Below are 25482 nucleotides of genomic sequence, written 5' to 3' on the forward strand. Positions count from 1 at the left end.
AATGAGCAATTTGTTTACTTGGAACCGATTTTATTTTTTCTTCTTTTATTTTAAAAGTAAGATCGGGATCGCTATGTAAATGAATAAGCCAAAATTTATAAATTAGAATCCCGATGAAAAATCGGGATTTTTTTTTGAAATCAAAATTTAAAACGTTTGAGAAAGAAAGTTGCTATACAAGGAATAAAGGGATCATATCATCATGGGGTTGCCCAAGCGTATTTTGGTGATCAAATAGATGTAGATGAATGTATGTCTTTTCAAGAACTGGTTCATAGTCTAGAGAGAAAGAAAAGTACTGATGCTGTGATGGCAATAGAGAACTCTATCGCAGGCTCGATTATTCCTAATTATGCATATATTGATGAACATAATCTAACAATATGTGGGGAGTATTTTCAGCCAATTCATCATTGTTTAATGGCTTTAGAGGGACAAGAAATCTCCGATATAAAAGAGGTATATTCTCATCCTATGGCTTTGCTTCAGTGCAAAGAATTTTTTAGAGACCAACCACATATTAAATTAGTAGAAGATTCAGATACTGCAGATGTTGCAAAAAGAATTCAAGAACAAGGATTAAAAGGCGTTGCTGCTGTGGCAGGAGAAACTGCTGCTAATATTTATCAATTAAATGTTTTAGCAAAAGAAATTCAGACAATTAAATCAAATTGTACACGATTCTTTATACTAACAACTAGAGAAGATTCTGGAGTGGATAGTAAAGAAATTAATAAAGCATCTTTAAAATTTTTAACGGATCATAAAAGAGGAAGTTTAGCAACAGTTCTTAATGTTATGAGCGATTGTGGTTTGAACCTTACTAAGATTCAGTCATTGCCGGTAATTAACATGCCTTGGAAATATTCCTTTTTTGTAGATGTTACGTTTAGTGCATATGAGGATTATCAAAAAGCTGTTTCTTTATTAAAAATAATGGCATTAGAATTTAAAATTTTAGGAGAATATAAAAATCAAAACGGATGAGTATTCAAACTGCAAAAAGATTAGAAACGGTTGAGGAATATTATTTCTCTAAAAAATTACGAGAGGTAAGGGCGCTAGCGGCTTCAGGTAAGCCAATTCTAAATATGGCTATAGGTAGTCCCGATCTGGATCCACCTAAAAAAGTTGTAGAAGCTATTCAAAATGCCGTTGTTTTAGATGGAGCTCACAAGTACCAAAGTTATCAGGGGATCCCAGAATTACGGGAAGCTATTTCAAACTTTTACGAAAATAAATATAAGGTAGTTCTAGATCCAGAAAATGAAATTTTACCCTTGATGGGATCCAAAGAGGGAATTATGCATATATCATTAACGTATCTTAATGAAGGAGATGAGGTTTTGGTTCCCAATCCTGGATATCCCACATATACATCTGTAACTAATTTAGTTGGAGCCAAACCTGTTTATTACGATTTGGTGGCGGAGAATGGGTGGGAACCAGATTTAAAAGCTTTAGCTAAAAATGATTTAAGTAAGGTGAAAATTATGTGGATTAATTACCCCCACATGCCCACGGGAGCCAATGGTAGTATGGATTTGTTTAAAAAGTTAGTAGATTTTGCAACAAATCATAATATTTTATTGATTAATGATAATCCTTACAGCTTTGTTCTAAATGATAACCCAATAAGTATTCTATCTGTTCCTGGAGCTAAAAATGTTGCACTTGAGCTAAATTCGTTGAGTAAGACATTTAATATGGCCGGATGGAGAGTAGGAATGGTTAATGGAAGTCAGGAAAAAATTGAAGCTATTCTAAAAGTAAAAAGTAATATGGATAGTGGTATGTTTCAAGGGATTCAGAAAGGAGCTATAGCTGCATTGAATATATCTGATGATTGGTATTCTAATATGAATGCTATTTATAAAGAACGTAGAAAGTTAATCTGGGAATTAGCTTCAATTCTTGGTTGCAACTATGATAAAACAGCGACAGGAATGTTTGTTTGGGCAAAACTACCAAAAGGAATTAACGCTGTTGAGTTTATCGATACGATATTATATGAAAATAGTGTTTTTATAACTCCAGGTGATATTTTTGGAAGTAATGGAGCAGGTTATATTCGTTTTTCTTTATGTGTTACTAAAGAGAATATAAACGAAGCAATAAAAAGATTACAAGTAGAAGCATGAAAGTATTCATAATAGGTATTGGGTTGATAGGAGGGTCGTTTGCAATTGATATCAAAGCGGCATTCAATGAAGCGAAAATTTACGGTATAGATAAAAATGAAGAGCATTTGGATAAAGCAATTTCTCTTGGGTTAATCGATGAGAAAGCAAATTTTTCAGCATTAGAAAAAGCAGATGTTGTTATAACTTCGATTCCGGTAGATGTAACCGTGAAACTATTACCGGAAATTTTAGATATTATACATGATGACTGTTTGGTATTTGATGTAGGTTCTACTAAGAAGAAATTATGTAATTCAGTAAGTGATCACCCGAAACGAAGAAATTATTTGGCGGCACATCCGATAGCCGGAACAGAGTTTTCAGGACCGCAGGCAGCAATTGCTAATTTGTATAGAGGTAAAACTAACATTATTTGTGAAGTAGAAAAGACGGCTTTTAAATTACAGGAGCGCGGAATGGAGATTTTTACAAGATTAGGAATGAGGATACGATATATGGACCCTGCTTCTCATGATAAACATATTGCATATGTATCTCATTTGTCACATATTAGTTCTTTTATGTTAGGAAAAACCGTAATTGAGAAAGAAAAGAATGAACGTGATATTTTTGATATGGCAGGTAGTGGGTTTGCATCTACGGTAAGATTAGCTAAAAGTTCTCCCGAAATGTGGGCACCCATTTTTAAACACAATAAAGAAAATGTAGTCGAAACTTTAACTGAGTATATAGCAAATCTCACACAGTTTAAAGAGTTGATGGAAGAAGATAATTTTGTAGAAATTTATAAAGAAATGGAAGACACTAATCATATAAGAACAATTTTGAAAGGAATTTCATAAAATAACCACTTAAAAACAGATTATTAATAGAGAATAAAAAAATAAAAATGGAGAATAAAAAAGAACTTAGAAACTGGTTAGACGAATACAACTTGGATCACCCATTGGTGATAGGAGGGCCTTGTAGTGCAGAAACAGAAGAACAAGTAGTTAAGATAGCGCATCAACTTAAAGATTCTGACGCTACAGTGTTGCGTGCTGGAATTTGGAAACCAAGAACTAGACCAGGTAATTTTGAAGGTGTTGGAGCTTTAGGGTTGAAATGGTTACAGCGAGCTAAAGAAGAAACAGGAATGAAGATAGCTACTGAGGTGGCAAATCCTCATCATGTAGAATTGGCCCTAGAACATGGAGTAGATGTATTATGGATAGGTGCCAGAAGTACAGTTTCTCCTTTTATAGTGCAAGATATTGCAGAGGCTTGTAGAGGGATTGATAATCCAGTATTGATCAAGAATCCAATTAATCCAGATCTATCACTTTGGTTAGGAGCTGTAGAGCGTTTTTATACGTGCGATGTTAAAAATTTGGGGGTAATACATAGAGGGTTTTCGACATATGAAAAAACGAAGTACCGTAATATCCCAGAATGGCAAATACCAATTGATTTGCAAAATCGTTTTCCAGATTTACCACTTATTTTAGATCCATCCCATATTGCGGGAAGAAGAGACTTGATTTTTGACCTTTCGCAGACGGCTTTAGATCTAAATTTTGATGGATTAATAGTCGAAACGCATTATGATCCAGATAATGCTTGGAGTGATGCCGCGCAACAGATTACACCAGAAACTTTAGTTCAACATATGAAAGATTTAAGAATTCGTAAAGAAGTAGGAGTAGATGAAGCATACCAAAGAACTTTAAATGAATTACGTGCAAAAATCGATGTAGCCGATAATCAATTATTAGATGTTTTGTCCAGAAGAATGAAAATTTCTGATGAGATTGGTAAAGCCAAAGCTAAACAGAATGTTGCGATATTGCAGTCTAAACGTTGGAATGAAATTTTAGGTAAAATGATTCTTGAAGGAGAAGAAAAGGGATTAAGTGAAGAGTTCATGTTAAGAATTTATAAAGCAATCCATCAAGAGTCTATAAATCACCAGAAAAAAGTAGCTAAATCTTAAATGTGTATAATACCTATTGGGTATAGAGATTTATTTGCATCTTTGCGTTTATGACAGGAACCGTTTATAAATCTACCGGAAGTTGGTATACCGTTAAAACTGATAACGGCACTGTATATGAGTGTCGTATAAAAGGTAAATTTAGAATAAAAGGTATAAAAAGTACCAATCCAGTTTCTGTAGGCGATAGGGTGGATTTTAAGGTAGAAACTAATAATGATAGAGAAACCGGTGTTATAGAAAATATAAGAGAACGCCGGAATTATATTATTAGAAAATCAGTAAATCTTTCTAAACAAACTCACATCATTGCGGCAAACATTGATGTGGTTTTTTTATTAGTAACTCTTAATAATCCACCAACTTTTACGGCTTTTATAGATCGTTTTTTAGTTACTGCAGAGGCCTATGATATTAAGGCAATTTTATTGTTTAATAAAATTGACACTTATGATGAAGATGAACTCCTAGAAATAAAGTATCTAGCTGCTTTATATAGAAATATAGGATATGAGTGTATAGGGATATCTGCAAAAACAGGAAAAAATATTGACAAAGTTAAAACCTTAATGGAAGGTCAAGTGAGTATGTTTTCTGGACATAGTGGTGTGGGAAAATCTACATTGGTTAATTTAATAGAGCCTAATTTATCTCTTAAAACAGCCGAGATTAGTGATCAACATCAACAAGGACAACATACTACTACTTTTGCTGAAATGTATGATCTTAGTTTTGATGCTAAGATTATTGATACTCCAGGTATCAAAGGTTTTGGAATCGTCGATATGGATAAAGAAGAAGTTGGAGACTATTTTCCAGAATTTTTCGAACTAAAACAACAATGTAAGTTTAATAATTGTCTACATATAAATGAACCAAAATGTGCTGTTAAAGAAGCACTAGATAAGGAAGAGATCGCTTGGTCTCGATATAAAAGTTATTTGCAAATCCTCGAAGGAGAAGAAGAGCATTATCGAAAAAATAATTACGATGAAGAATAAAATTTTATTTTTCAGGATAACATTTCCTCTATAAAAGACACATACATAATGAGAGCTGTAATTCAAAGAGTTTCTGAAGCATCAGTTAAAGTAAAAAGAGACAAGATTTCGGAGATTGGTTTAGGCCTTCTCATCTTGTTAGGAGTTGAAGAAGAAGATTCTAAAGATGATGTATTATGGCTATCAAGAAAAATAAGTCGACTAAGAATATTTAGTGATGAGAATAATATGATGAATAATAGTATTCTTGATATTGGTGGAGATGCAATAGTAGTGAGTCAGTTTACATTACATGCAAGTACTAAAAAAGGAAATAGGCCGAGTTTTATTAAAGCTGCAAAACCAGAAAAAGCAATTCCCTTATATGAAGAGTTTATAAAAGAGATAGAAAAAAACTTAAAAAAGAAAGTAGGAACCGGAGTTTTCGGAGCAGACATGAAGGTTTCATTACTTAATGATGGACCAGTAACCATAATTATTGATACTAAGAACAAAGAATAATAATCTTCTCATAATTTGTTTGAGAGAAGGAAAAAATATAAAGAATGGATATTCAAAATGCGCAAAAAGCGGTAGATGATTGGATTAAGAATCATGGAGTAAGATATTTTAATGAGCTTACCAATATGGCACAACTTACCGAAGAAGTAGGAGAAGTGGCAAGGATAATAGCGCGCAGATATGGTGAGCAAAGTGAAAAAGAAAGTGATAAAAATAAAGATTTAGGAGAAGAACTAGCAGATGTTATGTTTGTAGTATTATGCTTAGCAAATCAAACGGGTATCGATCTTCAAGAAGCGTTCAATAAAAAGTTGGATATTAAGACAAAAAGAGATCACGATCGTCACCATAATAATGATAAATTAAAATAATGTTTAAATCAATTATTTCCTCAAAAAGATATTGGAAATCTGTACTTCTTTTAGGTCTTGTTTTTGTTGTGTTGTTTAGTATTATTGAACATTTAATGCAATATGGTGGCTTGGCATTCGATACTTTTATAGATGAAAAAATAAATAATGGTCTTTGGGTAAGGTATATCAGTTCTCGAGTTGTAGGAGGATTAACATATGGGATGATTCTAGGGTATTATTTTGAATTAAAAAAACGTAAATCCAATAGATAAAATGAATTTGAAATTAAATCACATTTCGAATATTAAGGATAATGTTCTACAAATTACTGGTTCTAAAAGTGAGACAAACAGATTGTTAATCTTACAATCATTGTATCCTGAAATTAAAATAGAGAATATATCAAATAGTGATGATTCAGAATTAATGCAGGCGGCATTGGCAAGTACTGATGAGGTAATCGATATTCACCATGCGGGTACAGCAATGAGGTTTCTTACAGCTTATTTTGCAGTAAAGAATGGTAGAGAAACTATTCTGACTGGGAGTAAAAGAATGCAAGAGCGACCAATAAAAATCCTAGTAGATGCACTTAGGCAATTAGGATGTGAAATAACTTATGAGAAAGAAGAAGGATATCCGCCAATTAGAATTATTGGAAAAGAACCAAAAACAAATAAGGTTTCTTTAGCCGCGAATGTAAGCAGCCAGTATATTTCTGCTTTAATGTTGATTGCATCTTCTTTGCTGGAAGGTTTGGAGATCGTTTTAGAGGGAAAAGTAACCTCGATTCCTTACATAAAAATGACTTTAAGTTTGCTTAAGGATGTTGGGATTCAAGGAACTTTCGAAAATAATGTTATTAATATACATCCTTTAAAAGTAGCTACACCAAAATTGGTTGTTGTAGAATCAGATTGGAGTTCTGCTTCTTATTTTTATAGTATTGTGGCTTTGTCGGACAATAGGAGTGTTACTTTGGGTAGTTATAAGCAAAATAGTTACCAAGGGGATTCTGCATTAGCGCAGATATACAAAAAACTAGGGGTAGAAACTACTTTTCATAACAATCAAATAACACTAACCAAAAGTTCTGCGGCTATCGAGTCAGATGAGTTACAATTAGATTTATCTAATTCTCCAGATATTGCACAGACTATTGCTGTTACTTGTTTTGGGCTAGGTAAATCGTGTTATCTTACTGGTTTGCATACATTAAAAATTAAAGAAACAGATAGATTAGAAGCGCTAAAGATAGAAATAGAAAAATTAGGAGGAAATGTTGCAATTACTGATGATTCCTTAAGGTTGGCAGCTTCCAAATCAATTAAGTCAGAAATATCTATAGATACGTATCACGATCATCGTATGGCGATGGCTTTTGCTCCTTTAGCACTAAGAGAAACATTGCTTATTAATGATGCAGATGTGGTATCAAAATCGTACCCTGATTTTTGGAATGATTTGAAAAAATTAGATTTTAAAGTACTGTAAATAAAAATTTAAATGGTGATTTACTTGACAACCCCTATGTCGAGATTGTATATTTGCACCTCCAAAAAAAACAGACACTAATGAAGTTATCGCATTTCAATTTTGACCTTCCACAAGATCTATTAGCAGAATATCCTTCAGAAAACAGGGATGAGGCACGTCTAATGGTTCTTAATAGAAAGGATCAAACAATAGAGCATAAACAGTTTAAAGATCTTATAGATTATTTCGAGCCTAATGATGTTATGGTTTTAAATAATACTAAAGTTTTTCCTGCTAGATTGTATGGTAACAAAGAAAAGACTGGAGCTAGAATTGAGGTGTTTTTATTACGTGAATTAAACTCAGAAACACGTCTTTGGGATGTGTTGGTAGACCCTGCCCGTAAGATCAGAATAGGAAACAAATTATACTTTGGTGATGATGAAAGTTTAGTTGCTGAAGTTATTGATAATACTACTTCTAGAGGAAGAACACTTCGTTTTTTATATGATGGATCATATGATGAGTTTAGACAAAAACTGACGGACTTAGGAGAAACTCCTCTGCCAAAATATATCAAAAGAGATGCAGAACCAGAAGATGAAGAAAGATATCAGACGATTTATGCAAAAAATGAGGGTGCGGTAGCAGCTCCAACCGCTGGATTGCATTTTTCTAAACATCTAATGAAGCGTTTGGAAATAAAAGGAGTAGACTTTGCAGAAATAACACTTCATGTTGGTTTAGGTACTTTTAACCCGGTAGAGGTAGAAGATTTATCCAAACATAAAATGGATAGTGAAGAGGCATATGTTACTGCTCGTGCAACAGAGACTATTAATAATGGAATTGCTAATAAGCAACGAATTTGTGCGGTGGGGACTACCGTTATGAGAGCATTAGAAAGCTCTGTTTCTTCAGATAATACTTTAAATGAATTTAGAGGATGGACAAATAAGTTTATTTTTCCTCCTTACGATTTTAGTATAGCGAATAGTATGATCACAAACTTTCATACTCCAAAATCAACACTGTTAATGATGGTGTCTGCTTTTGCTGGTCATGATTTTATTAAGGAAGCTTATGAAGAAGCTGTAAAAGAAAAATATAAGTTTTACTCATATGGTGATGCAATGTTAATCATCTAACATTTTTGTAAAATGTATACTAAAAGGCTTCACTTTATTTTGTTTAAAAGTGGAGCCTTTTTGTTTGCTTATGTATTGTAAATCCTACATTTTGTATTGTGAGTACATAAAGTATAGATTTAAATATTTATTGTAGAAATCTTAAAATTAATCAGTTATAATGTTTATTTCATAAAAAATAAGTATTTTGCGGAGCTTTTTGAAAAAATACGGTTTTACCGTAGTTTAAAAAAGAGTAAGATGTCGATTAATTTGGTTTTTTATCGAAAAAATGAATAAGGCTAATTGTTGGTCCTATTTTTTTGAAAAATTAATCGTTTCTTGTGTGCACCCTAAGTAAATTTAAAATTAACCTATGAACAGAATATTACACATTGTTTTATTTTTTGTAACCTTATTTTCATTTTCTCAAACCAAGGTAGGTAATCTTCACTATAATGATATAGATGTATTTGAAAATAATGAGCTAATGCTTAATGGAGCAGGAGAGCGAGAGAAACTGTATACTATTGGTTTATATTTGGATTTCGAAGTTGACGGAGTGGAAGATGGTCTTATGGTAGCCGATAAAGATGCTACGATGGCACTTACCATCAAGACAATTTCTGATATTACTAATGATGATTTAAAAGAAATTATTAGAAATGGATTAGAGCGAGCTACAGATGGAAACAGCTATTTGATGGAAGATCAAATAAGAGATTTTATCAAACTTCTTCCTAAAACAATTAATAAGTATGAGATCTTTAAAATTATATATACAAAAGATCAAAAGCTAACTTTGTATAAAAACAAAGAAAGACTTGGAGCTGTTACCAATAGTTTAGAGTTTAAGCAAGCTCTTTTTAAAATATGGTTAGGAGAGAATCCTGTTGATGTACAACTTAAAGAAGATTTATTAGGAACGTATGACGCCAATCCAGTACTAGGACAATGGAAAGCATATGATAAAAAAACTGGAGTAGCGATCAATATAGTTCAATTATATATGATCAAAAATCAGGTTTTTGGTTCTATCCAACAGATGTTGCGTCAATCAGAAAGAGATGCAGTTTGTTATGAATGTCAAGGTGATGATAAAAATCAACCAGTAGAAGGGCTAGTTATACTTAAACACTTGAAGAATAAAAGTGAATTTAAGTACATTAATGGTAAATTTACTGATATAAGAACTGGAAAAATATCCGAATGTCAGATTTGGATTGATAAAGATGACAGCGATGTGCTTAATGTTAAGTATCGAGGTAGCGGTGGAGTGCATCAATGGAAACGTATTAAATCATCTAAAAAAGATAACAGAGAAGATTTTCGTACTGTAAAATTCTAATACTAGATCTCCCCTAGTGATATTCTTAAATAGTTTTACGATCTATTAGAGATCCTATATCTTTTACATACTTTTGCATATAAATGAAGTCAAAAAAAAAAGATATACGAGCTCTAACTAAAGAGCAATTGCGCGAGTTCTTCGTAGAAAGCGGAGATAAAGCTTTTCGCGGGAATCAAGTATACGAATGGTTATGGAGTAAAGGAGCACATAGTTTTGATAATATGACTAATATTTCAAAAACTACAAGACAAATACTCGAAGATAATTTTGTTATTAATCATATCAGCGTTGATCAAATGCAACGAAGTACTGATGGTACGATTAAAAATGCCGTTAGACTCCATGATGGATTAGTAGTAGAATCTGTTTTAATTCCTACGCCTACCAGAACTACTGCCTGCGTTTCTTCTCAGGTTGGTTGTAGTTTAGATTGTAGATTTTGTGCTACTGCGCGTCTAAAGAGAATGAGAAACCTTAATCCAGACGAGATTTATGATCAGGTTGTAGCTATAGATAATGAAAGTAGATTATATCACAACCGTCCATTATCGAACATTGTTTTTATGGGGATGGGTGAACCGTTGATGAACTATAATAATGTTATTAAGGCAATTGATAAAATTACTTCTTCAGAAGGACTAGGAATGTCTCCGAAAAGAATTACTGTTTCCACATCGGGAGTGCCAAAAATGATAAAAAAAATGGCTGATGACGAAGTGAGGTTTAAGTTAGCTGTTTCGTTGCACTCGGCTATAGATGAAGTTAGAACTGCTATTATGCCGTTTAATGAGAATTTTCCGCTTACAGATTTAAGAGAAGCACTAGAGTACTGGTATGAGAAAACGAAAAGTAGGATTACATATGAATACGTTGTTTGGAAGGGTATAAATGATAGGAAAGAAGATATAAACGCTTTATTAAAATTCTGTTCTTATGTCCCTTGTAAGGTTAATTTGATAGAATATAATCCAATTGATGATGGAGAGTTTCAGCAAGCTTCTGATTCTGCTATAGAGCAATATATTAATGCCTTAGAATCTAGGGGTTTTGTGGTAAATGTTAGAAGAAGTAGAGGTAAAGATATTGATGCGGCTTGTGGACAATTGGCAAATAAATCTTAGAATATATCTTCCTTGTAAATTATTTATCAACTGTTTTGACCCTCATTATGGATTGTACTATCTTCGCAACTAGTTAGAAAACAAAATAATCTACTTTGGATTGAAAGTTGTTGAGCAAATAAAATTACCTATAATTGATGAAATGGAGCTTTTTGAACAAAAGTTTTCTCAATCAATGTATTCCAAAGTTGCTTTACTTAATAGAATTACTCATTATATAGTAAACAGAAAAGGGAAGCAGATGCGTCCTATGTTTGTTTTTCTCGTTGCTAAGATGGTATCTGGAGGAGAAGTTAAAGAACGGACTTATCGAGGAGCTTCAGTTATAGAACTTATACATACAGCAAGTCTTGTTCATGATGATGTAGTTGATGATTCTAATCGTAGAAGAGGTTTTTTTTCAGTAAATGCACTTTGGAAAAATAAGATAGCTGTACTAATTGGTGATTATCTACTCTCAAAAGGGATGCTAGTTTGTATTGATAACGATGATTTTGATTTACTAAAAATTATTTCTGTTGCGGTTAGAGAGATTGTAGAAGGGGAGTTGTTACAAATAGAAAAAGCAAGAAATCTTGATATTACAGAGGAAATCTACTACGAGATTATTCGTCAGAAAACAGCTACTTTAATCGCAGCATGTTGTAGTGTCGGTGCTTGTTCTGTGGAACCAGATTCTGATTCAGTAGAAAAGATGAGAAAGTTCGGAGAGCTTATTGGTATGGCGTTTCAGATAAAAGACGATTTATTTGATTATGGAGATACAGCAATAGGTAAACCTACGGGAATAGATATTAAAGAACAAAAAATGACGTTGCCTTTAATCTATACTTTAAATCATTGCTCCAAAGAAAAAAAGAAATGGCTAATTAACTCTGTTAAAAATCATAATAAGAATAAAAAACGGGTAAAAGAAGTTATTGATTTTGTGAAAATAAGTGGAGGATTAGAATATGCTACAAAAATAATGCACAAGTTTAAAGAAGAGGCTTTGACTATACTTTCAGAATATCCAGAATCCGAATATAAATCCTCTTTACAATTAATGGTTAATTACGTTATTGACCGTAAGAAATAATCCAAACGGAATTTCCAGTATCCAAAATCAAGTAATTACCGTATTTTTTATCCAAAAAATATGACTATGGTATTGGTTTTGATACTAACAATTAATCATTTTTTTGTAATAGGACAACCTTTTTATTCTTTTAGACGTCTATCATTTAGAATAAAGTTCCTTTGTCTTTAAATAAAAACATCTATGAAAAAAAAACTATTTTTATACCTCTCAATTTTATTATTGTCCAGTTGTGCATCTGTAGAGAAATACAACCAACAAATAAATAAAACTCACAACCCTACTGATTTAAGAGAAGATGTTGATTATGCATATAAAAAACTGGTAAAGTTACACCCAGATGTTTATTGGTATGTGCCTAAAGAAGAGTTGGAAGAAAGTATAAATAGATTAAAAAGTGAGTTTACCGAGCCACTAACTACAAAAGAGTTTTATAATTCATTTGCGCCAGTTTTTACCAGCATAAAGCAAGGTCATTTATCAATACATGTTCCATCTATAAAACAAACTAAAGAACAGATAAAAGAAAAAGGTAAAAGGTCTTCACCTTTTCATTCTTTATCATTTCAAGCATCCGATAAAAAACTATTTATAAGAAAATTTTTTAAAGGTGATACCACTATAATAGAAGGGTCAGAAGTTGTTAAAGTAGAGAATGAAAATGTAAGTGATTTGCTTGATTCTTTTAATAAATTACACGCCAGTGATGGTTTTAATAAGACATTTATGCCGGAGTTTGTAGGCAGTCGTTTCGGTTTTTTTTATTCAAATACTCATAAACAGAATGATAGCATATTGTTACATTTAAAATTAAGAGATAGTTTATATTCTAAATATATATATGCGGATTATGATAAACTTAAAGCTTCAACCAAAAAAGATTCTACTAGTGTTCAAAATGAAAAATGGAGTAAAGTAGATAGGAGAATAGCTAAAGAACTTAAAAAGAAGACGCGGAAGAAAAATTTCAAATATGGATATAACAAAAAAACAAAAGATTATAATAGAAATTTTTCGTTTTTAGAATCCGATACACTAATTGGATATATGAATATTAGAAGTTTTACCAATGGAGGATATAAAGATTTTTATAAAGAGAGTTTTGCTAAAATTGATTCTGCGAAATGTAGAAATTTAGTACTTGATTTAAGAGGTAATCTTGGAGGTAGACTTACGGAAATTGATGATTTATATTCTTATTTAACAGATAAAGAATATGTGTTTATAGAAAAATCCAAAATGACTGGACGTTTAAGTTTTTTATATCCATATTTTCATACAAAGTCTTGGGGAACAAAAACCATGGCTACAATACTATCACCTATATTAGGGATATATCAAATGTTTAAAGTAAAGCAGGAAAATGGTGAAGCTTATTTTAAATTTAAGTATAGTAAATTAAGAAAGCCTAAGCCAAATTCTTTTAGTGGTAAGGTATATGTTTTAATTGATGGAGAAAGTTTTTCGGCAAGTAGTATTCTTTCTACTCATTTAAAAGCAACTAAGCGAGCTACGTTTGTTGGAGAAGAAACCGGAGGAGCTTATAATGGAACAGTGGCAGGGGTTTATGCAAAAGTGGAATTGCCTAATTCCAGGATTAATATGAGAGTAGGGTTAATGAAAATAAATGCACCTTATCAAATAGAGCCTGATGGTTATGGGATTAAGCCGGATATCTCTATCAAAAAAACTTTAAATGATAAAGACGAGGAATTACAGTGGATTATAGATGATATCGAAAAGCTTGATTAGAAAAAATATTTTTTTTCTAGAGCCAGACAACCTTTTTGAATTTAATTGCGTCTATGTAAATAGAGAGTCTTAAATAATTGATTTTACTTTGAAAGTTATTCAGTTTTATAAAAACGAAACACAGCTGATAAAAAAGGCTGCAAATAAGCATAGAGATGCTCAACATCAGTTGTATGAAAAACATTCGGCAAAAATGTTGGGAGTATGTCGTCGTTATGTAAGAGATATTCATCACGCAGAAGAAGTAATGTTAAGTGGCTTTTTAAAAGTATTTACAAACTTAAAACAGTTTAATTTCGAAGGAAGTTTTGAAGGGTGGATAAGAAGGATAATGGTAAATGAATCAATATCGTTTTTAAGGAAACAAAAGCAAGTAGTTTTCACAGAAGATATTGCTTATCATACTGAAGAATCTTGGAATAATATAAATATAGAGTTAGGAGTAGAACAAATTCAGGATTTGATAGATAGTCTGCCAGAAGGATATAAAATGGTGTTTGTATTGTATGCTGTAGAAGGATATAAACATAACGAGATTGCCAAAATGCTTGAAATTAGTGAAGGTACATCAAAGTCGCAACTTTTTAAAGCAAGGAAAATGTTACAGCAAAAGTTAAACCAACAAAATAAGATTAGTAATGGCGCCATTAAAATTTGAAGATAGTATACGAGAGAAGTTGGAGCAGCGTTCAATACGTCCGTCTCACGGGTCTTGGGATAAATTAGAGGATAAGTTAGATAATCAACTAGGTCAAAAAAAAATTAAAAAATATTGGTGGGTTGGTATTGCAGCTAGTTTTGTAGGATTATTAATTGTAACCACATTTCTAATTCGATCTAATAATAAAATAAAACCATCAAACCCTCAATTTGTTAATGTTACAGAAGAGGATTTTAACCAAGATATGTTAAAAGATGCCGTAGTAGAGGAGATTATAGAGTCCGAACAAGTATCTAATATTATTGAGAATAAACAAGAAACTAAAAAAGAAGTAACCGAAATTGTTGTAGCAGATCTAAACAAGGAAGAAACTAAGAGAACGGAAAAACATGAGAATGTTAAAAAGGAAACTCCTAAGAGTGACCAAATAGTAATTCCAGAAAATATGTTTGATGAAAAAACAAATGAAGCTATAACCTTGCGAACAGATACAATTGATAGTAAATTAACTGAAGAAAGCAATTCGCTGGATATAACTACAGAGCTTATAGAAAGTAAGGTTTCTAGTTTGGTAGCTCAAATAAAAGAACTTGAAAAAAATAATAAAAAAGTTACTGATCAAGAGATAGAAGCATTACTCCGAAAAGCTCAACTCGAAATCACAACACAACAAATTTTAAAATCAAATACGGTAAGTGCATCAGCTCTGCTTCTAGACGTAGAATCAGAACTAGATGAGTCTTTTAAAAATCGTGTTTTTGAAGCACTTAAAACAGGTTTTGAAAAATTAAAAACAACCGTTGCTGAGAGAGATAATTAATAAACATTCATCAATCAATTCTTACTAATTCCCTCTCTAATTTGAGAGGGGAAAGTAAGTGGAAATCAAATTTTTTATGAGAACAATAATAATGTATGTCGTGTTAACGACCATGTCACTTAGTGTCCATTTTTTAAATGCGCAGGATGTAAATAATTCAGAAGAAATAGAAATATTAAAACAGCAAAAAGAAGAAATAGTATTATCGGAAAAAGAGAGTTTAAAGAAAGAAGTAGAAGCTATTAACGAGCGATTGGTAAAAGGAGAGTTAACTACAGCAGAAGCGCAAGAGTTAAAAGAAATTGCAGCTCAAAAACATGCTTTAAATATCGAAAATAGATTGGTAATTGTTGATAATCAAATAGCATTATTAGAACGAAATGATACTAATTATTTAAATGGTAAAACCAAATTGTCCATTGGTATAGGGGCAAAAGATAGAGATGATGGAGACATTTTATTTGGGATTAATGTAAAAAATGGAAAGAAGACCAAGGTACGATATGATAGAAGAACATATTCAGATTTAGTAGTAGCTTTTGGACTAAATAATGCAATAGTCGATGGGCAATCGTTGGATGATTCTGACTATAAAATAGCCGGTAGTAGGTTTTTTGAGATAGGATTAGCTTGGAAAACAAGGGTTTTTAAGAATTCAAACTTTATGAGGGTTAAATACGGGATTTCATATCAATCTAACGGGTTAAAGCCTACAGATAATAGATACTTTGTGCAAAACGGAGATCAAACGGAATTAGAAGAGTTTAGAGTGGAGTTGGATAAATCTAAATTTAGAATGGATAATATCGTAGTGCCTTTACATTTAGAGTTTGGTGCTTCAAAAAAAGTAGAAACTGAAGAAAAATTAAGGTTCGAAACACATGGAAAATTTAGAATTGGATTGGGAGGATATGTAGGAGCGAACATTAGTACAAGACAAAAATTAAAATATAAGGAAGATGGAGATAGAATTAAAGATAAAATAAAAAGAGATTATAATACTAGCGATTTAATATATGGATTAAGTACCTATATTGGTTTTGGTGATATGTCTATATATGCTAAGTATGATTTATCTCCAATATTCAAAAATGCGACCGTTGATCAGAACAATGTGTCGTTGGGGTTGCGTTTTGACCTTTGATAATAACCATAATCGGTAAGGTTCTCTATTCAATTTTTATTTTGGAATTAGAACGAGAGCAAATTTTATTATAATTTATTTTTTAAGTGTTAACCGTTTTTTATGGGGAAAAGAGTTGTGTGTAATCACAACTCTTTTTTGTTTTTAAAAAAATATGTGAGTTATTTTATTGAGATTTAGCAGGGTGTCAAGAATACTCTATTAAAATACTATGAAAAGTAGAGTAGTTTTATTTTTGTTAAATAATAAACAATAAATCGTTAACTGTTAAATATAAAAATGAAGATATATACCTTAAAAACGTTACGGTTTTAAAGTAAGTTATTGATTGTAAGTATTTTATGACATGTATTTTTTTTTATTCTTAATCTAAATAGTATATATTTAGAATCCCTTTTGATAGTCAAATTATAAAGGTTTTTTTAATAGTCCAGTCAGGCTTGTATTTGCCCAAGTACAAGTTTTTGAAATACTACTTATGCTAAAAATTGGTGTATAACTATGTAACTGTTAACCAAATTTTAGATATGAAAACACAATTCTATTATGTAGCATTTTTTATGCTTTGTAGTCTTGGGCTTATAGCTCAACAAAACCCCCAAAAAGCCAGCTTGTTAGGTAAAGCTGAATACGTGAGAAGCGTACCTGCATTGTCAAAAATGGATAATATCATTGCTGCGAAAGGAATGGAACATACCGCTCCACCAAAAAGGTTAGGCTCTAATACTTTTGTTCCAGGAAAAGGAGTACCGGCCGTTGGTCAGAATGATCCTTTAATGGCTAGACAAAAAAATAACACTACCAGAACCGCTACTAGTACTCAAGTTGCTTCTTTTGATGCTCATATTGGAACAGTACTAAATGATCCTACAGGTGCTATTGGACCAAATCATTATGTGTATGCATTTAACTCAGGTTTTGGTATTTTGGATAGATCAGGTAATGTATTAGTGCCAGAAGCATCTTTAGGTACTTTATTTCCTGGCGAAACTTTAGGAGATCCTATAGTGGTATATGATAACTATGCTGATAGATTTATCATTATGGAATTTAGTAATACTCCAAATGGTATTTTACTAGCGATAGGACAAGGACCTGATCCAGTGAATGACGGATGGTTTACTTATCGATTTAATACAGGATCGTTTCCGGATTATGAAAAATTATCTATTTGGAGTGATGGATATTATATCACAGCTAATAAAGATCAAAACTCGGCTGATACTAGTCAAGTGGTATATGCTTTAGAAAGAGATTTAATGTTAGCTGGAGATCCAAATGCTCAATTTGTAGGTTTTCCTTTGCCAGGCGTTTCAACGAGCGGTTTTTATAGCCCAGGTGGATCAAACTCTACAGGTCCTAACTTACCACCAGTGGGAGTAGGGCATTCAATTTTATATTTACAAGATGATGCATGGGCAGGAGTATCTCAGGATCATATAAAAGTATGGACAACCGACGTAGATTGGACAAATATTGCTAATTCAACTATTTCTCAACCTCAAGAAATTGATACTACACCTTTTGATAGTGTATTTGATGGTGGGTCTTTCCAGAATTTGGATGAACCAGGCAATGGACCTGATATAGATGCATTACAAGCTACTATGATGTATATGACAAATTATAGACGTTTTGGAACGCATAACTCTATTGTACTAAATTTTGTAGTAGATTTAGATGGTACGGATAGTCTTGCAGGTATTCGTTGGTATGAATTAAGACAAACTGGTGATGGTCAACCATGGACTATTTTCCAAGAAGGTACTTATGTGCAACCAGATGGTTTGAGTGCTTTTTGTGGTAGTATAGCACAAGATGCACAGGGTAATATAGGTCTTGCTTATACAGTAGTAAGTAGTACTGTATTTACATCGATACGATATACTGGACGATTAGCAAGTGATCCTTCAGGAACAATGACACTAGTGGAACAAAGTGTTGTTGATGGGGATGCTCAAAATAACAGAGGTGATGGACGTTATGGGGATTATGCTCAAATGACAATAGATCCTACGGATGATATGACCTTCTGGCATATTGGTGAATATATGAAAGGGCCAGCTCCTAATGTTAGAAGAAGTCATGTAGTTGCCTTTAAGCTAGAACCAGACACTCCAGATACAGAAGCTCCAACAGTTCCGACGAACTTAGTGGCTTCTAATACTACAGATGTTTCTACAACAATTAGTTGGGATGCTTCTACAGATAATATCGGAGTTACAGCATATGATGTATTTCAAGATGGAACTTTAGTAACTACAGTTGCTACGGCTTCTGCAGATATAACTGGATTAACACCATCTACATCTTATGACTTTACTGTTGTAGCTAAAGATGCTGCAGGAAATGAATCTGCAGCTAGTGCAGCGCTATCAGTAACTACAGAAGCTCCTGATACGGAAGCTCCAACTGCTCCTGCGAATTTGACTGCTTCGAATACTACTGCAGGTCAAACAACGCTTAGTTGGGATGCTTCAACCGATAATGTTGGTGTAGCAGAGTATGATGTATTACAAGATGGTGTAGTAGTAGCTACAGTTTCTGATACTACTGTTGTAATTACAGGGTTAACTGCAGAAACTACCTATGAATTTACTGTTATAGCAAAAGATGCGGCAGGAAATGAATCTGTAGCAAGTGATGCAACGAGTGTAACAACACCAGCGGCTTCAGGATGTTTAGGTGGTGTATTGCCTCCATACGCAGAAAGTTTTGAGGCTGGTCTTGGAGATTGGACACAAAATTCAGGTGATGATCTTGATTGGACTGTAGATGCTAATGGAACTCCATCAAATAGAACAGGTCCTTCTAGTGCTGTGGATGGATCTAATTATATATATGTAGAAGCTTCAGGTAGTGGTACAGGGTTCCCTAATAAGCAAGCAATTTTAACATCTCCTTGTTTTGATCTTACAGGAGCTACTTCTGCTTCTTTCTCATTCCAGTATCATATGTTTGGTGCAAATGACTTTGGATCTCTTAGTGTAGAAGCAAGTAATGATGAAGGTGTAACTTGGGCTAGTATTTGGACAAGAAGTGGAAACCAAGGTAATTCTTGGCAAACTGCTAGTATTGATTTAGCTGATTATGCAGGTACAGGTGTGCAATTAAGATTTAATAGAGTTACTGGTGGTACTTGGAGAGCTGATGCAGCAATAGATAATGTGCAAGTAACAGCTGATGGTGGAACAGGCGGTGGAGATTGTGTTTCTGGAGATGTTACCTTAAGTATTACTTTTGATAACTATCCACAAGAAACTTCTTGGACGTTAACAGATTCTGAAGGAAGTGTGGTTGCTTCTGAGAGTTATTCTACTGCTAATCCTGACGGATCTACTGTTACTGAGACTATTTCTGACTTAGGAAATGGTACCTACACATTTACAATTTCTGATTCATTTGGTGATGGAATTTGCTGTGGATTTGGAAACGGTTCATATACACTATCTAGTGATGCTGGTACTATTGTAAGTGGAGGAGAATTTGCAGCTTCAGAGGCTACTGATTTCTGTGTAGAAGGATCAGGAGCTAGAATAGATACTTATCCATTAAGTGATCTTAGATCAGAAGACGCTGATGCTTTCAAAATTTATCCTATTCCTGCTACAGGAACTCTTAATGTAGCTACAGGGAATAGATCAATCGATAATGTTAAGATATTTTCTATGTATGGTCAATTGGTGAAAGAAATTTCTAACCAAGGAACTCAAAAGCAAATTGATATAAGTAACTTAGCTTCAGGGACATATTTTATTCGTTTTGTTTCTAATAAAGAAGAATTAGAGATAACTAGAAAGTTTGTTGTTGCTGAATAATAAATTATTTAAAAATATAATTTAGCCACAAGGAGGCTGTCTTTTTTAAGGCAGCCTCTTTGTTTATATTATTAGAAAGGAATGAATCTATTAATTATGTTATTTTTGTTGGCTATATAACGTTATGTTTTTTACTTAATGATTCATAAATCAACCATAGATGCTGTATTTGAAACTGCACGATTAGAAGAAGTGATAGGGGATTTTGTTCAGCTAAAAAAATCGGGTAGTAACTTTAAAGGATTGAGTCCTTTTAGTGAAGAGCGAACACCTTCTTTTATGGTATCGCCTGTTAAACAAATATGGAAGGATTTTTCGAGTGGAAAAGGTGGTAATGTCGTTGCATTTCTTATGGAACATGAGCATTTTACCTACCCTGAAGCTATAAAATACTTGGCTAAAAAATATAATATAGAAATAGAGGAGACAGAGCAAACTGATGAGCAAAAAGAACAAGCTAATGAAAGAGAAAGTATGTATCTTGTTAGTGAATTTGCTAATACTTTCTTCCAGAATATTTTACATAAATCAGAACAAGGTAAGGCTATAGGATTATCTTATTTTAAAGAAAGAGGATTTACGACTGAAACTATACAAAAGTTTGGCCTAGGATATTCTCCTGATACCTGGGATGCTTTTACTTCTGAAGCTATAAGAAAAGGATATAAGCTCGAGTTTTTGGAAAAAACTGGGCTCACTATAATTAAGGAAGAAAAACAATTTGATCGATTTAAGGGAAGAGTTATGTTTCCTATTCAGTCTATGTCTGGTCGAGTATTAGGTTTTGGAGGGCGGATCTTAACCAACGAGAAAAAAGCCGCAAAATATTTAAATTCTCCTGAGAGTGATATTTATCATAAAAGTAAGGTGCTTTATGGTATCTACCATGCAAAACAATCGATAGCAAAAGAAGATAATTGTTTTCTTGTAGAAGGGTATACTGATGTAATTCAGTTTCATCAAACAGGAGTGAAGAATGTTGTTTCTTCATCTGGAACAGCCCTGACTTCGGATCAAATCAGATTAATAAATAGACTTACTAAAAATATTACAGTTTTATTTGATGGTGATGCTGCTGGTATGCGTGCATCAATCAGAGGTATCGATTTGATTCTAGAACAAGGGATGAATGTGAAAGTTTGTAGCTTTCCTGATGGCGAGGATCCTGATAGTTTTGCGAAACAGAATACTTTGGAGGAGTTGACTATTTATCTTCAGGAAAATGCTCAAGATTTTATTAGGTTTAAAGCTTCATTGCTTCAGGAAGAATCTAAAACAGATCCGATTAAGAAAGCAGAATTGGTAAGGGATATGGTTGTTAGTATTTCTAAAATTCCTGACGTAATTAAAAGAGAAATTTATGTGCAAGAGTGTTCTCGCATTATGGATATCTCAGAAGATGTGTTATTTGATACTTTAGCTCAACTCAGAAATGTTGATATCAAAGATCAACGAAAACAGCAGAAGCAGTCCGAGAAACCTTTAGAAGTTGTAAAACAGCAAACTCAGCAACAACCTAAGATTAATGAGCAAAATGGTTTAGAGAAAAAAATTATTGAAATCCTACTATTATATGGCACTAATGAAGAGGAATTTGAGGATTTAGTGATGAAAGAAAATGATGAGGGAGAGTTGTTTTTAGAACCAGAATTATACACTACCAAAGTTTTTGAGAAAATATACTTGGATCTTCAAGAAGATGAAATTGAGTTTACTCAAAGCACTTTTAAAGAAGTGTATAGAATATTAATAGATCAATTAAATCAGCAAGAAAATTTTAAGATTGATCATTTTATAAATCAAATACCTCCAGAAGTAGCTTATGAAATTACGGAGATTATGATGGACGAAGAACGCCATGCACTTCATAGATGGTCGGATATGGAGATACATGTTAAGAAAAAAGAACATTCTGTTTCTCAATATGTGTCAGATACAATCCTGAATTTACGCAGATACTTAATAAATAAAAAAATAAATGAGCTTTCACAAGAAGTGAAAGCTCAAAATTTTGAAGATAATAGGAACATCCTAGAGGATATAAATAATTATTATACTCTAAGAAGACTATTATACCGAAAACTTAATAGAGTTATCTAATTGATATGTAGTAATCTAGATTGATGGATTAAATCAGCTAGATTGTCTACTTTAAGTTTCTTTAATAATCTTGTTTTGTATGTACTTACCGTTTTTTCATTAATAGATAAAGTACTGGCAATATCCTTATTACGCTTTCCTGAGGATAATAGATTTAAAACTTCTATTTCTCGAGAAGAAAGCTTTTTGTATTTAACAACCATGTTATTTTCGTTGGTGTTCCCATTCGCCAACTGCTGAGTTAAGTTGTCATTAAGATAAATACCACCACGCGCTACACGTTCGATAGCTTTTTTAAGCGTTTTTGTAGCAACGGTTTTTGATAAATATGCAGAAGCACCTGCTTTAATAGCACACTTAGTGCGTACATTTCTTCAGGGTGAGAGCTAAAAATTATAACTTTAATTCCTGTGAATTCTTTTTTTATGGTTCGCAATGCCATAATGCCATTGATCTGCGGCAAGTCTAATTCCATGATTAAAATATCTGGAGTATTAGATTTCAAAATATCATACATTTCATTTCCATTACTTACTTTTCCGATGATTTCAAAATCTTCAGAGTTCCTAAGTAAAGAAACGATCCCTTTTCTAGTAATAGGATGATGATCTGCGATTAGTACGTTTGTCATTCTTGTTTACAATTGATAAATGTTAATTTTTTGTTTTAAAGGGTTAACATCTCTAGGGGTAATTCTGATATTTGTTTTCCATGCAAAATTAATAAGAACTACCAGTCGTAAACTTGTTTTTATGAAGTTATCGATAAAGCGTTAATTAAATCAGATTAACGGGTATTTCACAGACAGGAATCGGTATCATTTTATGTTGATTTACCGTATTTAGACGAGAATAAATCTTGAAAACTTCTTGCTCTCGGTCAGAAAAATCATCACTTTTCTTACCTAAATCCTTCATTTTCATAGCCCATTCCAGTTCGTCGTAACTTGCTCCAATCTGATCTTCATCACTTCTACTATCTCCAAATAAACCATCTGTAGGAGTAGCAGTTTGTATCGATTCCGGTACTTCTAATACCTTTGCTAATTCATAAACTTCGCTCTTTAATAAATCTGCTATTGGACTTATATCAACGCCACCATCACCATATTTAGTATAAAAACCAACACCAAAATCTTCAACTTTATTTCCAGTACCCGCAACCAAGTAGCTATTTAGACCTGCTAAATAGTATAATGTGGTCATTCTTAATCTGGCTCTGGTGTTAGCTAAAGAAAGGTTTAACCGGCTTTCAGAATCACCTTCCGGAACAGATTTTTTAAACCCTTCAAATACGGGTGTAAGGTCAACTCGTGTATCGGATACTTTATTAAAACGAGTTTTTAACTGAGAAATGTGTTCCTGTGCACGATTTACTTGACTTTGAGCCTGGTGTATAGGCATTTCTACACATAATACATTAAGACCCGTTTTGGCGCATAAAGAAGAGGTAACTGCGCTGTCAATTCCACCACTTATTCCTACAACAAAACCATTGATATTTGCATTCGTAGCATAATCCTTAAGCCAATTTACAATGTGATCAATTACTTTTTCAGTTTGCATATTTTATATTTTTTAATTCTTTATTAAGATGATATGTCTTTAAACTATTACTAGTGTATAAAACCTAATTTGATAATAGTACATTTGTGGTTATAAAATTAATAAAAAAAGCTAGCGTTAAAGAGTAAGAGTAATTATTTATATAGATATTATAATATTTGAATGAAGTATAGTAAATTTTTAAAAATAATAGTGATTTTTTGCATAATATGGTCTTGTGCTGATGAAAATAAAATAGAAGAAGAGATAGCAAAAATACCTGTAGAAATTGGAATTGAACGTTTTGACAGAGTTTTTGCGGATGTAACACCTGAGAATTTAGCAGATGTAAAGTCTAAATATCCCTTTTTATTTCCAGAAAAATATGACGATAGTATTTGGATACAGAAGACTAAGGATACGTTGCAATTAGAGATTAATCGAGAAGTAGAAAAGAAGTTCAGTAACTTCACAAATGAGCAAGAGGAACTAAAATCGCTATTGCAGCATATAAAATATTATTTCCCAGAAGTTACAGTGCCTAGGGTTATTACTGTTACCTCTAATGTAGATTACCAGCGTAAAGTAATATTGTCAGATAATTTATTGATTATTTCTCTTGATACTTATTTAGGATCAGATCATTATTTTTATAGCGGTATTCAGGCATATTTAAAGGATCGTTTTGTTAGAATTCAGATTTTACCTGATGTGGCTACAATCTATGCTCGACAATTAGTAGAATTTCCTAGAAACAGAACTTTTTTAGCAAATATGATATATTATGGGAAAGAAATGTATCTGAAAGACCTGTTTTTGCCGGATTTTGAGGATAGCGAGAAAATGGCGTATAAAGATGATCAGTTTGCTTGGATAGAAGCAAATGAAGAAGAAATTTGGAGGTACTTTATTGATCGTCAATTATTATATAGTACAGAGGCAGATCTTCTACCTCGATTTCTATATCCAGGACCTTTTTCTAAGTTTTATTTGGAGGAAATTGATCAAGAAGCACCAGATAGGGTTGGTCAGTATATAGGTTGGAAGATTGTTAGTTCATATATGAAAAATAACAATGTATCTTTGCGTCAATTATTACTAACAGACGCCGAAACAATTTTTAACGCTTCTAAATATAAACCTGCAAGATAATGGCAAACACGCATAAATCCGAAATCAAAATTGAAATAGAACTTGATGAGAATAAAGTTCCGGAAAAACTAAATTGGACCGCAAAGGATGGAGGGATAGAGAATGAAGAAACTAAGGCTATGTTATTATCAGTATGGGATAATAAAAATAAAGAAAGTCTTCGTATTGATTTGTGGACAAAAGATATGCCTGTGGATGAAATGAAAGTATTTTTTCATCAGACATTAGTTTCTATGAGTGAAACTTTTAATAGAGCGACACAAGACGAAAAAATGTCAGCTACAATGAAAGATTTCTGTGATTATTTTGCAGAGAAACTAGAGCTTAAACAAAAGTAATTTTTGTGTGTTCAGTGAGTTTGATTGGC

24 protein-coding genes are annotated in these 25482 nt (G+C 32.6%); 21 read left to right on the top strand and 3 right to left on the bottom strand.

Annotation, left to right across the window (positions count from 1 at the left end; translation table 11 throughout):
- The first annotated feature begins 156 nt into the window (after window positions 1-156).
- From H526_RS0111210 to dnaG, 19 genes are all read left to right on the top strand, one after another.
- Window positions 157-987, top strand: coding sequence for a prephenate dehydratase (locus tag H526_RS0111210; protein WP_027393089.1), 831 nt, complete (start codon window positions 157-159; stop codon window positions 985-987).
- Window positions 984-2141: a pyridoxal phosphate-dependent aminotransferase gene (locus tag H526_RS0111215; protein WP_027393090.1), complete on the top strand. Its 1158-nt coding sequence runs from the start codon at window positions 984-986 to the stop codon at window positions 2139-2141. The genes H526_RS0111210 and H526_RS0111215 overlap by 4 nt, the downstream gene beginning before the upstream one ends.
- Window positions 2138-2986, top strand: a complete 849-nt coding sequence (locus H526_RS0111220; RefSeq protein ID WP_027393091.1) for a prephenate dehydrogenase — start codon at window positions 2138-2140, stop codon at window positions 2984-2986. Before H526_RS0111215 ends, H526_RS0111220 begins: the two co-directional genes overlap by 4 nt.
- Window positions 2987-3033: 47 nt before the next feature.
- Window positions 3034-4116 carry a bifunctional 3-deoxy-7-phosphoheptulonate synthase/chorismate mutase type II gene (locus H526_RS0111225; protein WP_027393092.1) on the top strand — a complete coding sequence of 361 codons (1083 nt, stop codon included), beginning with the start codon at window positions 3034-3036 and terminating at the stop codon, window positions 4114-4116.
- 50 nt (window positions 4117-4166) lie between these two features.
- Entirely contained in the window at window positions 4167-5117 is a 951-nt protein-coding gene (gene rsgA, locus H526_RS0111230; RefSeq protein WP_027393093.1) for a ribosome small subunit-dependent GTPase A, read from the top strand.
- A 48-nt stretch (window positions 5118-5165) separates the two neighbouring features.
- Window positions 5166-5618 carry a D-aminoacyl-tRNA deacylase gene (dtd, locus tag H526_RS0111235; RefSeq protein ID WP_027393094.1) on the top strand — a complete coding sequence of 151 codons (453 nt, stop codon included), beginning with the start codon at window positions 5166-5168 and terminating at the stop codon, window positions 5616-5618.
- Window positions 5619-5662: 44 nt separating this feature from the next.
- Entirely contained in the window at window positions 5663-5989 is a 327-nt protein-coding gene (locus tag H526_RS0111240) for a nucleotide pyrophosphohydrolase (protein ID WP_027393095.1), read from the top strand.
- Complete coding sequence (locus H526_RS0111245; protein ID WP_051336114.1) at window positions 5989-6243, top strand: hypothetical protein; 255 nt, start codon at window positions 5989-5991, stop codon at window positions 6241-6243. The genes H526_RS0111240 and H526_RS0111245 overlap by 1 nt, the downstream gene beginning before the upstream one ends.
- A gap of 1 nt (window position 6244) precedes the next feature.
- Window positions 6245-7465 carry a 3-phosphoshikimate 1-carboxyvinyltransferase gene (locus tag H526_RS0111250; RefSeq protein ID WP_027393097.1) on the top strand — a complete coding sequence of 407 codons (1221 nt, stop codon included), beginning with the start codon at window positions 6245-6247 and terminating at the stop codon, window positions 7463-7465.
- Window positions 7466-7545: 80 nt separating this feature from the next.
- On the top strand, window positions 7546-8595 hold the full coding sequence (queA, locus tag H526_RS0111255) for a tRNA preQ1(34) S-adenosylmethionine ribosyltransferase-isomerase QueA (protein ID WP_027393098.1): 1050 nt from the start codon (window positions 7546-7548) through the stop codon (window positions 8593-8595).
- A gap of 355 nt (window positions 8596-8950) precedes the next feature.
- Entirely contained in the window at window positions 8951-9922 is a 972-nt protein-coding gene (locus tag H526_RS30835; RefSeq protein ID WP_051336115.1) for a chalcone isomerase family protein, read from the top strand.
- 83 nt (window positions 9923-10005) lie between these two features.
- Window positions 10006-11046, top strand: a complete 1041-nt coding sequence (gene rlmN, locus H526_RS0111265; RefSeq protein ID WP_027393099.1) for a dual-specificity RNA methyltransferase RlmN — start codon at window positions 10006-10008, stop codon at window positions 11044-11046.
- A 100-nt stretch (window positions 11047-11146) separates the two neighbouring features.
- Window positions 11147-12124 carry a polyprenyl synthetase family protein gene (locus H526_RS0111270; protein WP_027393100.1) on the top strand — a complete coding sequence of 326 codons (978 nt, stop codon included), beginning with the start codon at window positions 11147-11149 and terminating at the stop codon, window positions 12122-12124.
- A gap of 183 nt (window positions 12125-12307) precedes the next feature.
- Entirely contained in the window at window positions 12308-13876 is a 1569-nt protein-coding gene (locus tag H526_RS0111275; protein ID WP_027393101.1) for a S41 family peptidase, read from the top strand.
- Between the two features lie 88 nt (window positions 13877-13964).
- Window positions 13965-14534: an RNA polymerase sigma factor gene (locus H526_RS0111280; protein WP_027393102.1), complete on the top strand. Its 570-nt coding sequence runs from the start codon at window positions 13965-13967 to the stop codon at window positions 14532-14534.
- Window positions 14515-15357 carry a hypothetical protein gene (locus H526_RS30840; RefSeq protein ID WP_027393103.1) on the top strand — a complete coding sequence of 281 codons (843 nt, stop codon included), beginning with the start codon at window positions 14515-14517 and terminating at the stop codon, window positions 15355-15357. Before H526_RS0111280 ends, H526_RS30840 begins: the two co-directional genes overlap by 20 nt.
- Before the next feature lie 76 nt (window positions 15358-15433).
- A complete protein-coding gene (locus H526_RS0111290) occupies window positions 15434-16501 on the top strand; it encodes a hypothetical protein (protein ID WP_027393104.1) in 1068 nt (355 codons plus the stop codon).
- Window positions 16502-17028: 527 nt separating this feature from the next.
- On the top strand, window positions 17029-20319 hold the full coding sequence (locus H526_RS31480) for a fibronectin type III domain-containing protein (protein ID WP_155839669.1): 3291 nt from the start codon (window positions 17029-17031) through the stop codon (window positions 20317-20319).
- Between the two features lie 138 nt (window positions 20320-20457).
- Window positions 20458-22419, top strand: coding sequence for a DNA primase (gene dnaG, locus H526_RS0111300; RefSeq protein WP_027393105.1), 1962 nt, complete (start codon window positions 20458-20460; stop codon window positions 22417-22419).
- Here the strand turns inward: dnaG and H526_RS32560 are convergent.
- The 3 genes from H526_RS32560 to nadE all read right to left on the bottom strand — a co-directional run bounded on the left by H526_RS32560 (window position 22416) and on the right by nadE (window position 23984).
- Entirely contained in the window at window positions 22416-22622 is a 207-nt protein-coding gene (locus H526_RS32560; protein WP_342667684.1) for a response regulator transcription factor, read from the bottom strand. The genes dnaG and H526_RS32560 overlap by 4 nt on opposite strands.
- A gap of 71 nt (window positions 22623-22693) precedes the next feature.
- Window positions 22694-23050 carry a response regulator gene (locus H526_RS32565; RefSeq protein ID WP_342667685.1) on the bottom strand — a complete coding sequence of 119 codons (357 nt, stop codon included), beginning with the start codon at window positions 23048-23050 and terminating at the stop codon, window positions 22694-22696.
- A gap of 145 nt (window positions 23051-23195) precedes the next feature.
- Window positions 23196-23984, bottom strand: coding sequence for an NAD(+) synthase (gene nadE, locus H526_RS0111310; protein ID WP_027393106.1), 789 nt, complete (start codon window positions 23982-23984; stop codon window positions 23196-23198).
- 162 nt (window positions 23985-24146) lie between these two features.
- Here nadE and gldB point away from each other — a divergent pair, with 162 nt between their 5' ends.
- Entirely contained in the window at window positions 24147-25115 is a 969-nt protein-coding gene (gldB, locus tag H526_RS0111315) for a gliding motility lipoprotein GldB (RefSeq protein WP_027393107.1), read from the top strand.
- A complete protein-coding gene (gldC, locus tag H526_RS0111320; RefSeq protein WP_027393108.1) occupies window positions 25115-25453 on the top strand; it encodes a gliding motility protein GldC in 339 nt (112 codons plus the stop codon). Before gldB ends, gldC begins: the two co-directional genes overlap by 1 nt.
- The last annotated feature ends 29 nt before the right edge of the window (window positions 25454-25482 follow it).

Origin of the sequence: Aquimarina latercula DSM 2041, from assembly GCF_000430645.1 — a bacterium.
Lineage (GTDB): Bacteria > Bacteroidota > Bacteroidia > Flavobacteriales > Flavobacteriaceae > Aquimarina > Aquimarina latercula.

Bases quoted from the DNA above. Each gene is read 5' to 3' on its own strand.
- gldB (WP_027393107.1), top strand. From the start codon at position 24,147: ATGAAGTATAGTAAATTTTTAAAAATAATAGTGATTTTTTGCATAATA.
- H526_RS32560 (WP_342667684.1), bottom strand. From the start codon at position 22,622: ATGGTTGTTAAATACAAAAAGCTTTCTTCTCGAGAAATAGAAGTTTTA.
- queA (WP_027393098.1), top strand. From the start codon at position 7,546: ATGAAGTTATCGCATTTCAATTTTGACCTTCCACAAGATCTATTAGCA.
- H526_RS0111245 (WP_051336114.1), top strand. From the start codon at position 5,989: ATGTTTAAATCAATTATTTCCTCAAAAAGATATTGGAAATCTGTACTT.
- nadE (WP_027393106.1), bottom strand. From the start codon at position 23,984: ATGCAAACTGAAAAAGTAATTGATCACATTGTAAATTGGCTTAAGGAT.
- H526_RS0111290 (WP_027393104.1), top strand. From the start codon at position 15,434: ATGAGAACAATAATAATGTATGTCGTGTTAACGACCATGTCACTTAGT.
- rlmN (WP_027393099.1), top strand. From the start codon at position 10,006: ATGAAGTCAAAAAAAAAAGATATACGAGCTCTAACTAAAGAGCAATTG.
- H526_RS0111250 (WP_027393097.1), top strand. From the start codon at position 6,245: ATGAATTTGAAATTAAATCACATTTCGAATATTAAGGATAATGTTCTA.
- H526_RS0111225 (WP_027393092.1), top strand. From the start codon at position 3,034: ATGGAGAATAAAAAAGAACTTAGAAACTGGTTAGACGAATACAACTTG.
- dnaG (WP_027393105.1), top strand. From the start codon at position 20,458: ATGATTCATAAATCAACCATAGATGCTGTATTTGAAACTGCACGATTA.
- rsgA (WP_027393093.1), top strand. From the start codon at position 4,167: ATGACAGGAACCGTTTATAAATCTACCGGAAGTTGGTATACCGTTAAA.
- H526_RS0111220 (WP_027393091.1), top strand. From the start codon at position 2,138: ATGAAAGTATTCATAATAGGTATTGGGTTGATAGGAGGGTCGTTTGCA.
- H526_RS0111275 (WP_027393101.1), top strand. From the start codon at position 12,308: ATGAAAAAAAAACTATTTTTATACCTCTCAATTTTATTATTGTCCAGT.
- H526_RS0111215 (WP_027393090.1), top strand. From the start codon at position 984: ATGAGTATTCAAACTGCAAAAAGATTAGAAACGGTTGAGGAATATTAT.
- H526_RS31480 (WP_155839669.1), top strand. From the start codon at position 17,029: ATGAAAACACAATTCTATTATGTAGCATTTTTTATGCTTTGTAGTCTT.
- H526_RS30840 (WP_027393103.1), top strand. From the start codon at position 14,515: ATGGCGCCATTAAAATTTGAAGATAGTATACGAGAGAAGTTGGAGCAG.
- H526_RS0111240 (WP_027393095.1), top strand. From the start codon at position 5,663: ATGGATATTCAAAATGCGCAAAAAGCGGTAGATGATTGGATTAAGAAT.
- H526_RS32565 (WP_342667685.1), bottom strand. From the start codon at position 23,050: ATGACAAACGTACTAATCGCAGATCATCATCCTATTACTAGAAAAGGG.
- gldC (WP_027393108.1), top strand. From the start codon at position 25,115: ATGGCAAACACGCATAAATCCGAAATCAAAATTGAAATAGAACTTGAT.
- H526_RS30835 (WP_051336115.1), top strand. From the start codon at position 8,951: ATGAACAGAATATTACACATTGTTTTATTTTTTGTAACCTTATTTTCA.
- dtd (WP_027393094.1), top strand. From the start codon at position 5,166: ATGAGAGCTGTAATTCAAAGAGTTTCTGAAGCATCAGTTAAAGTAAAA.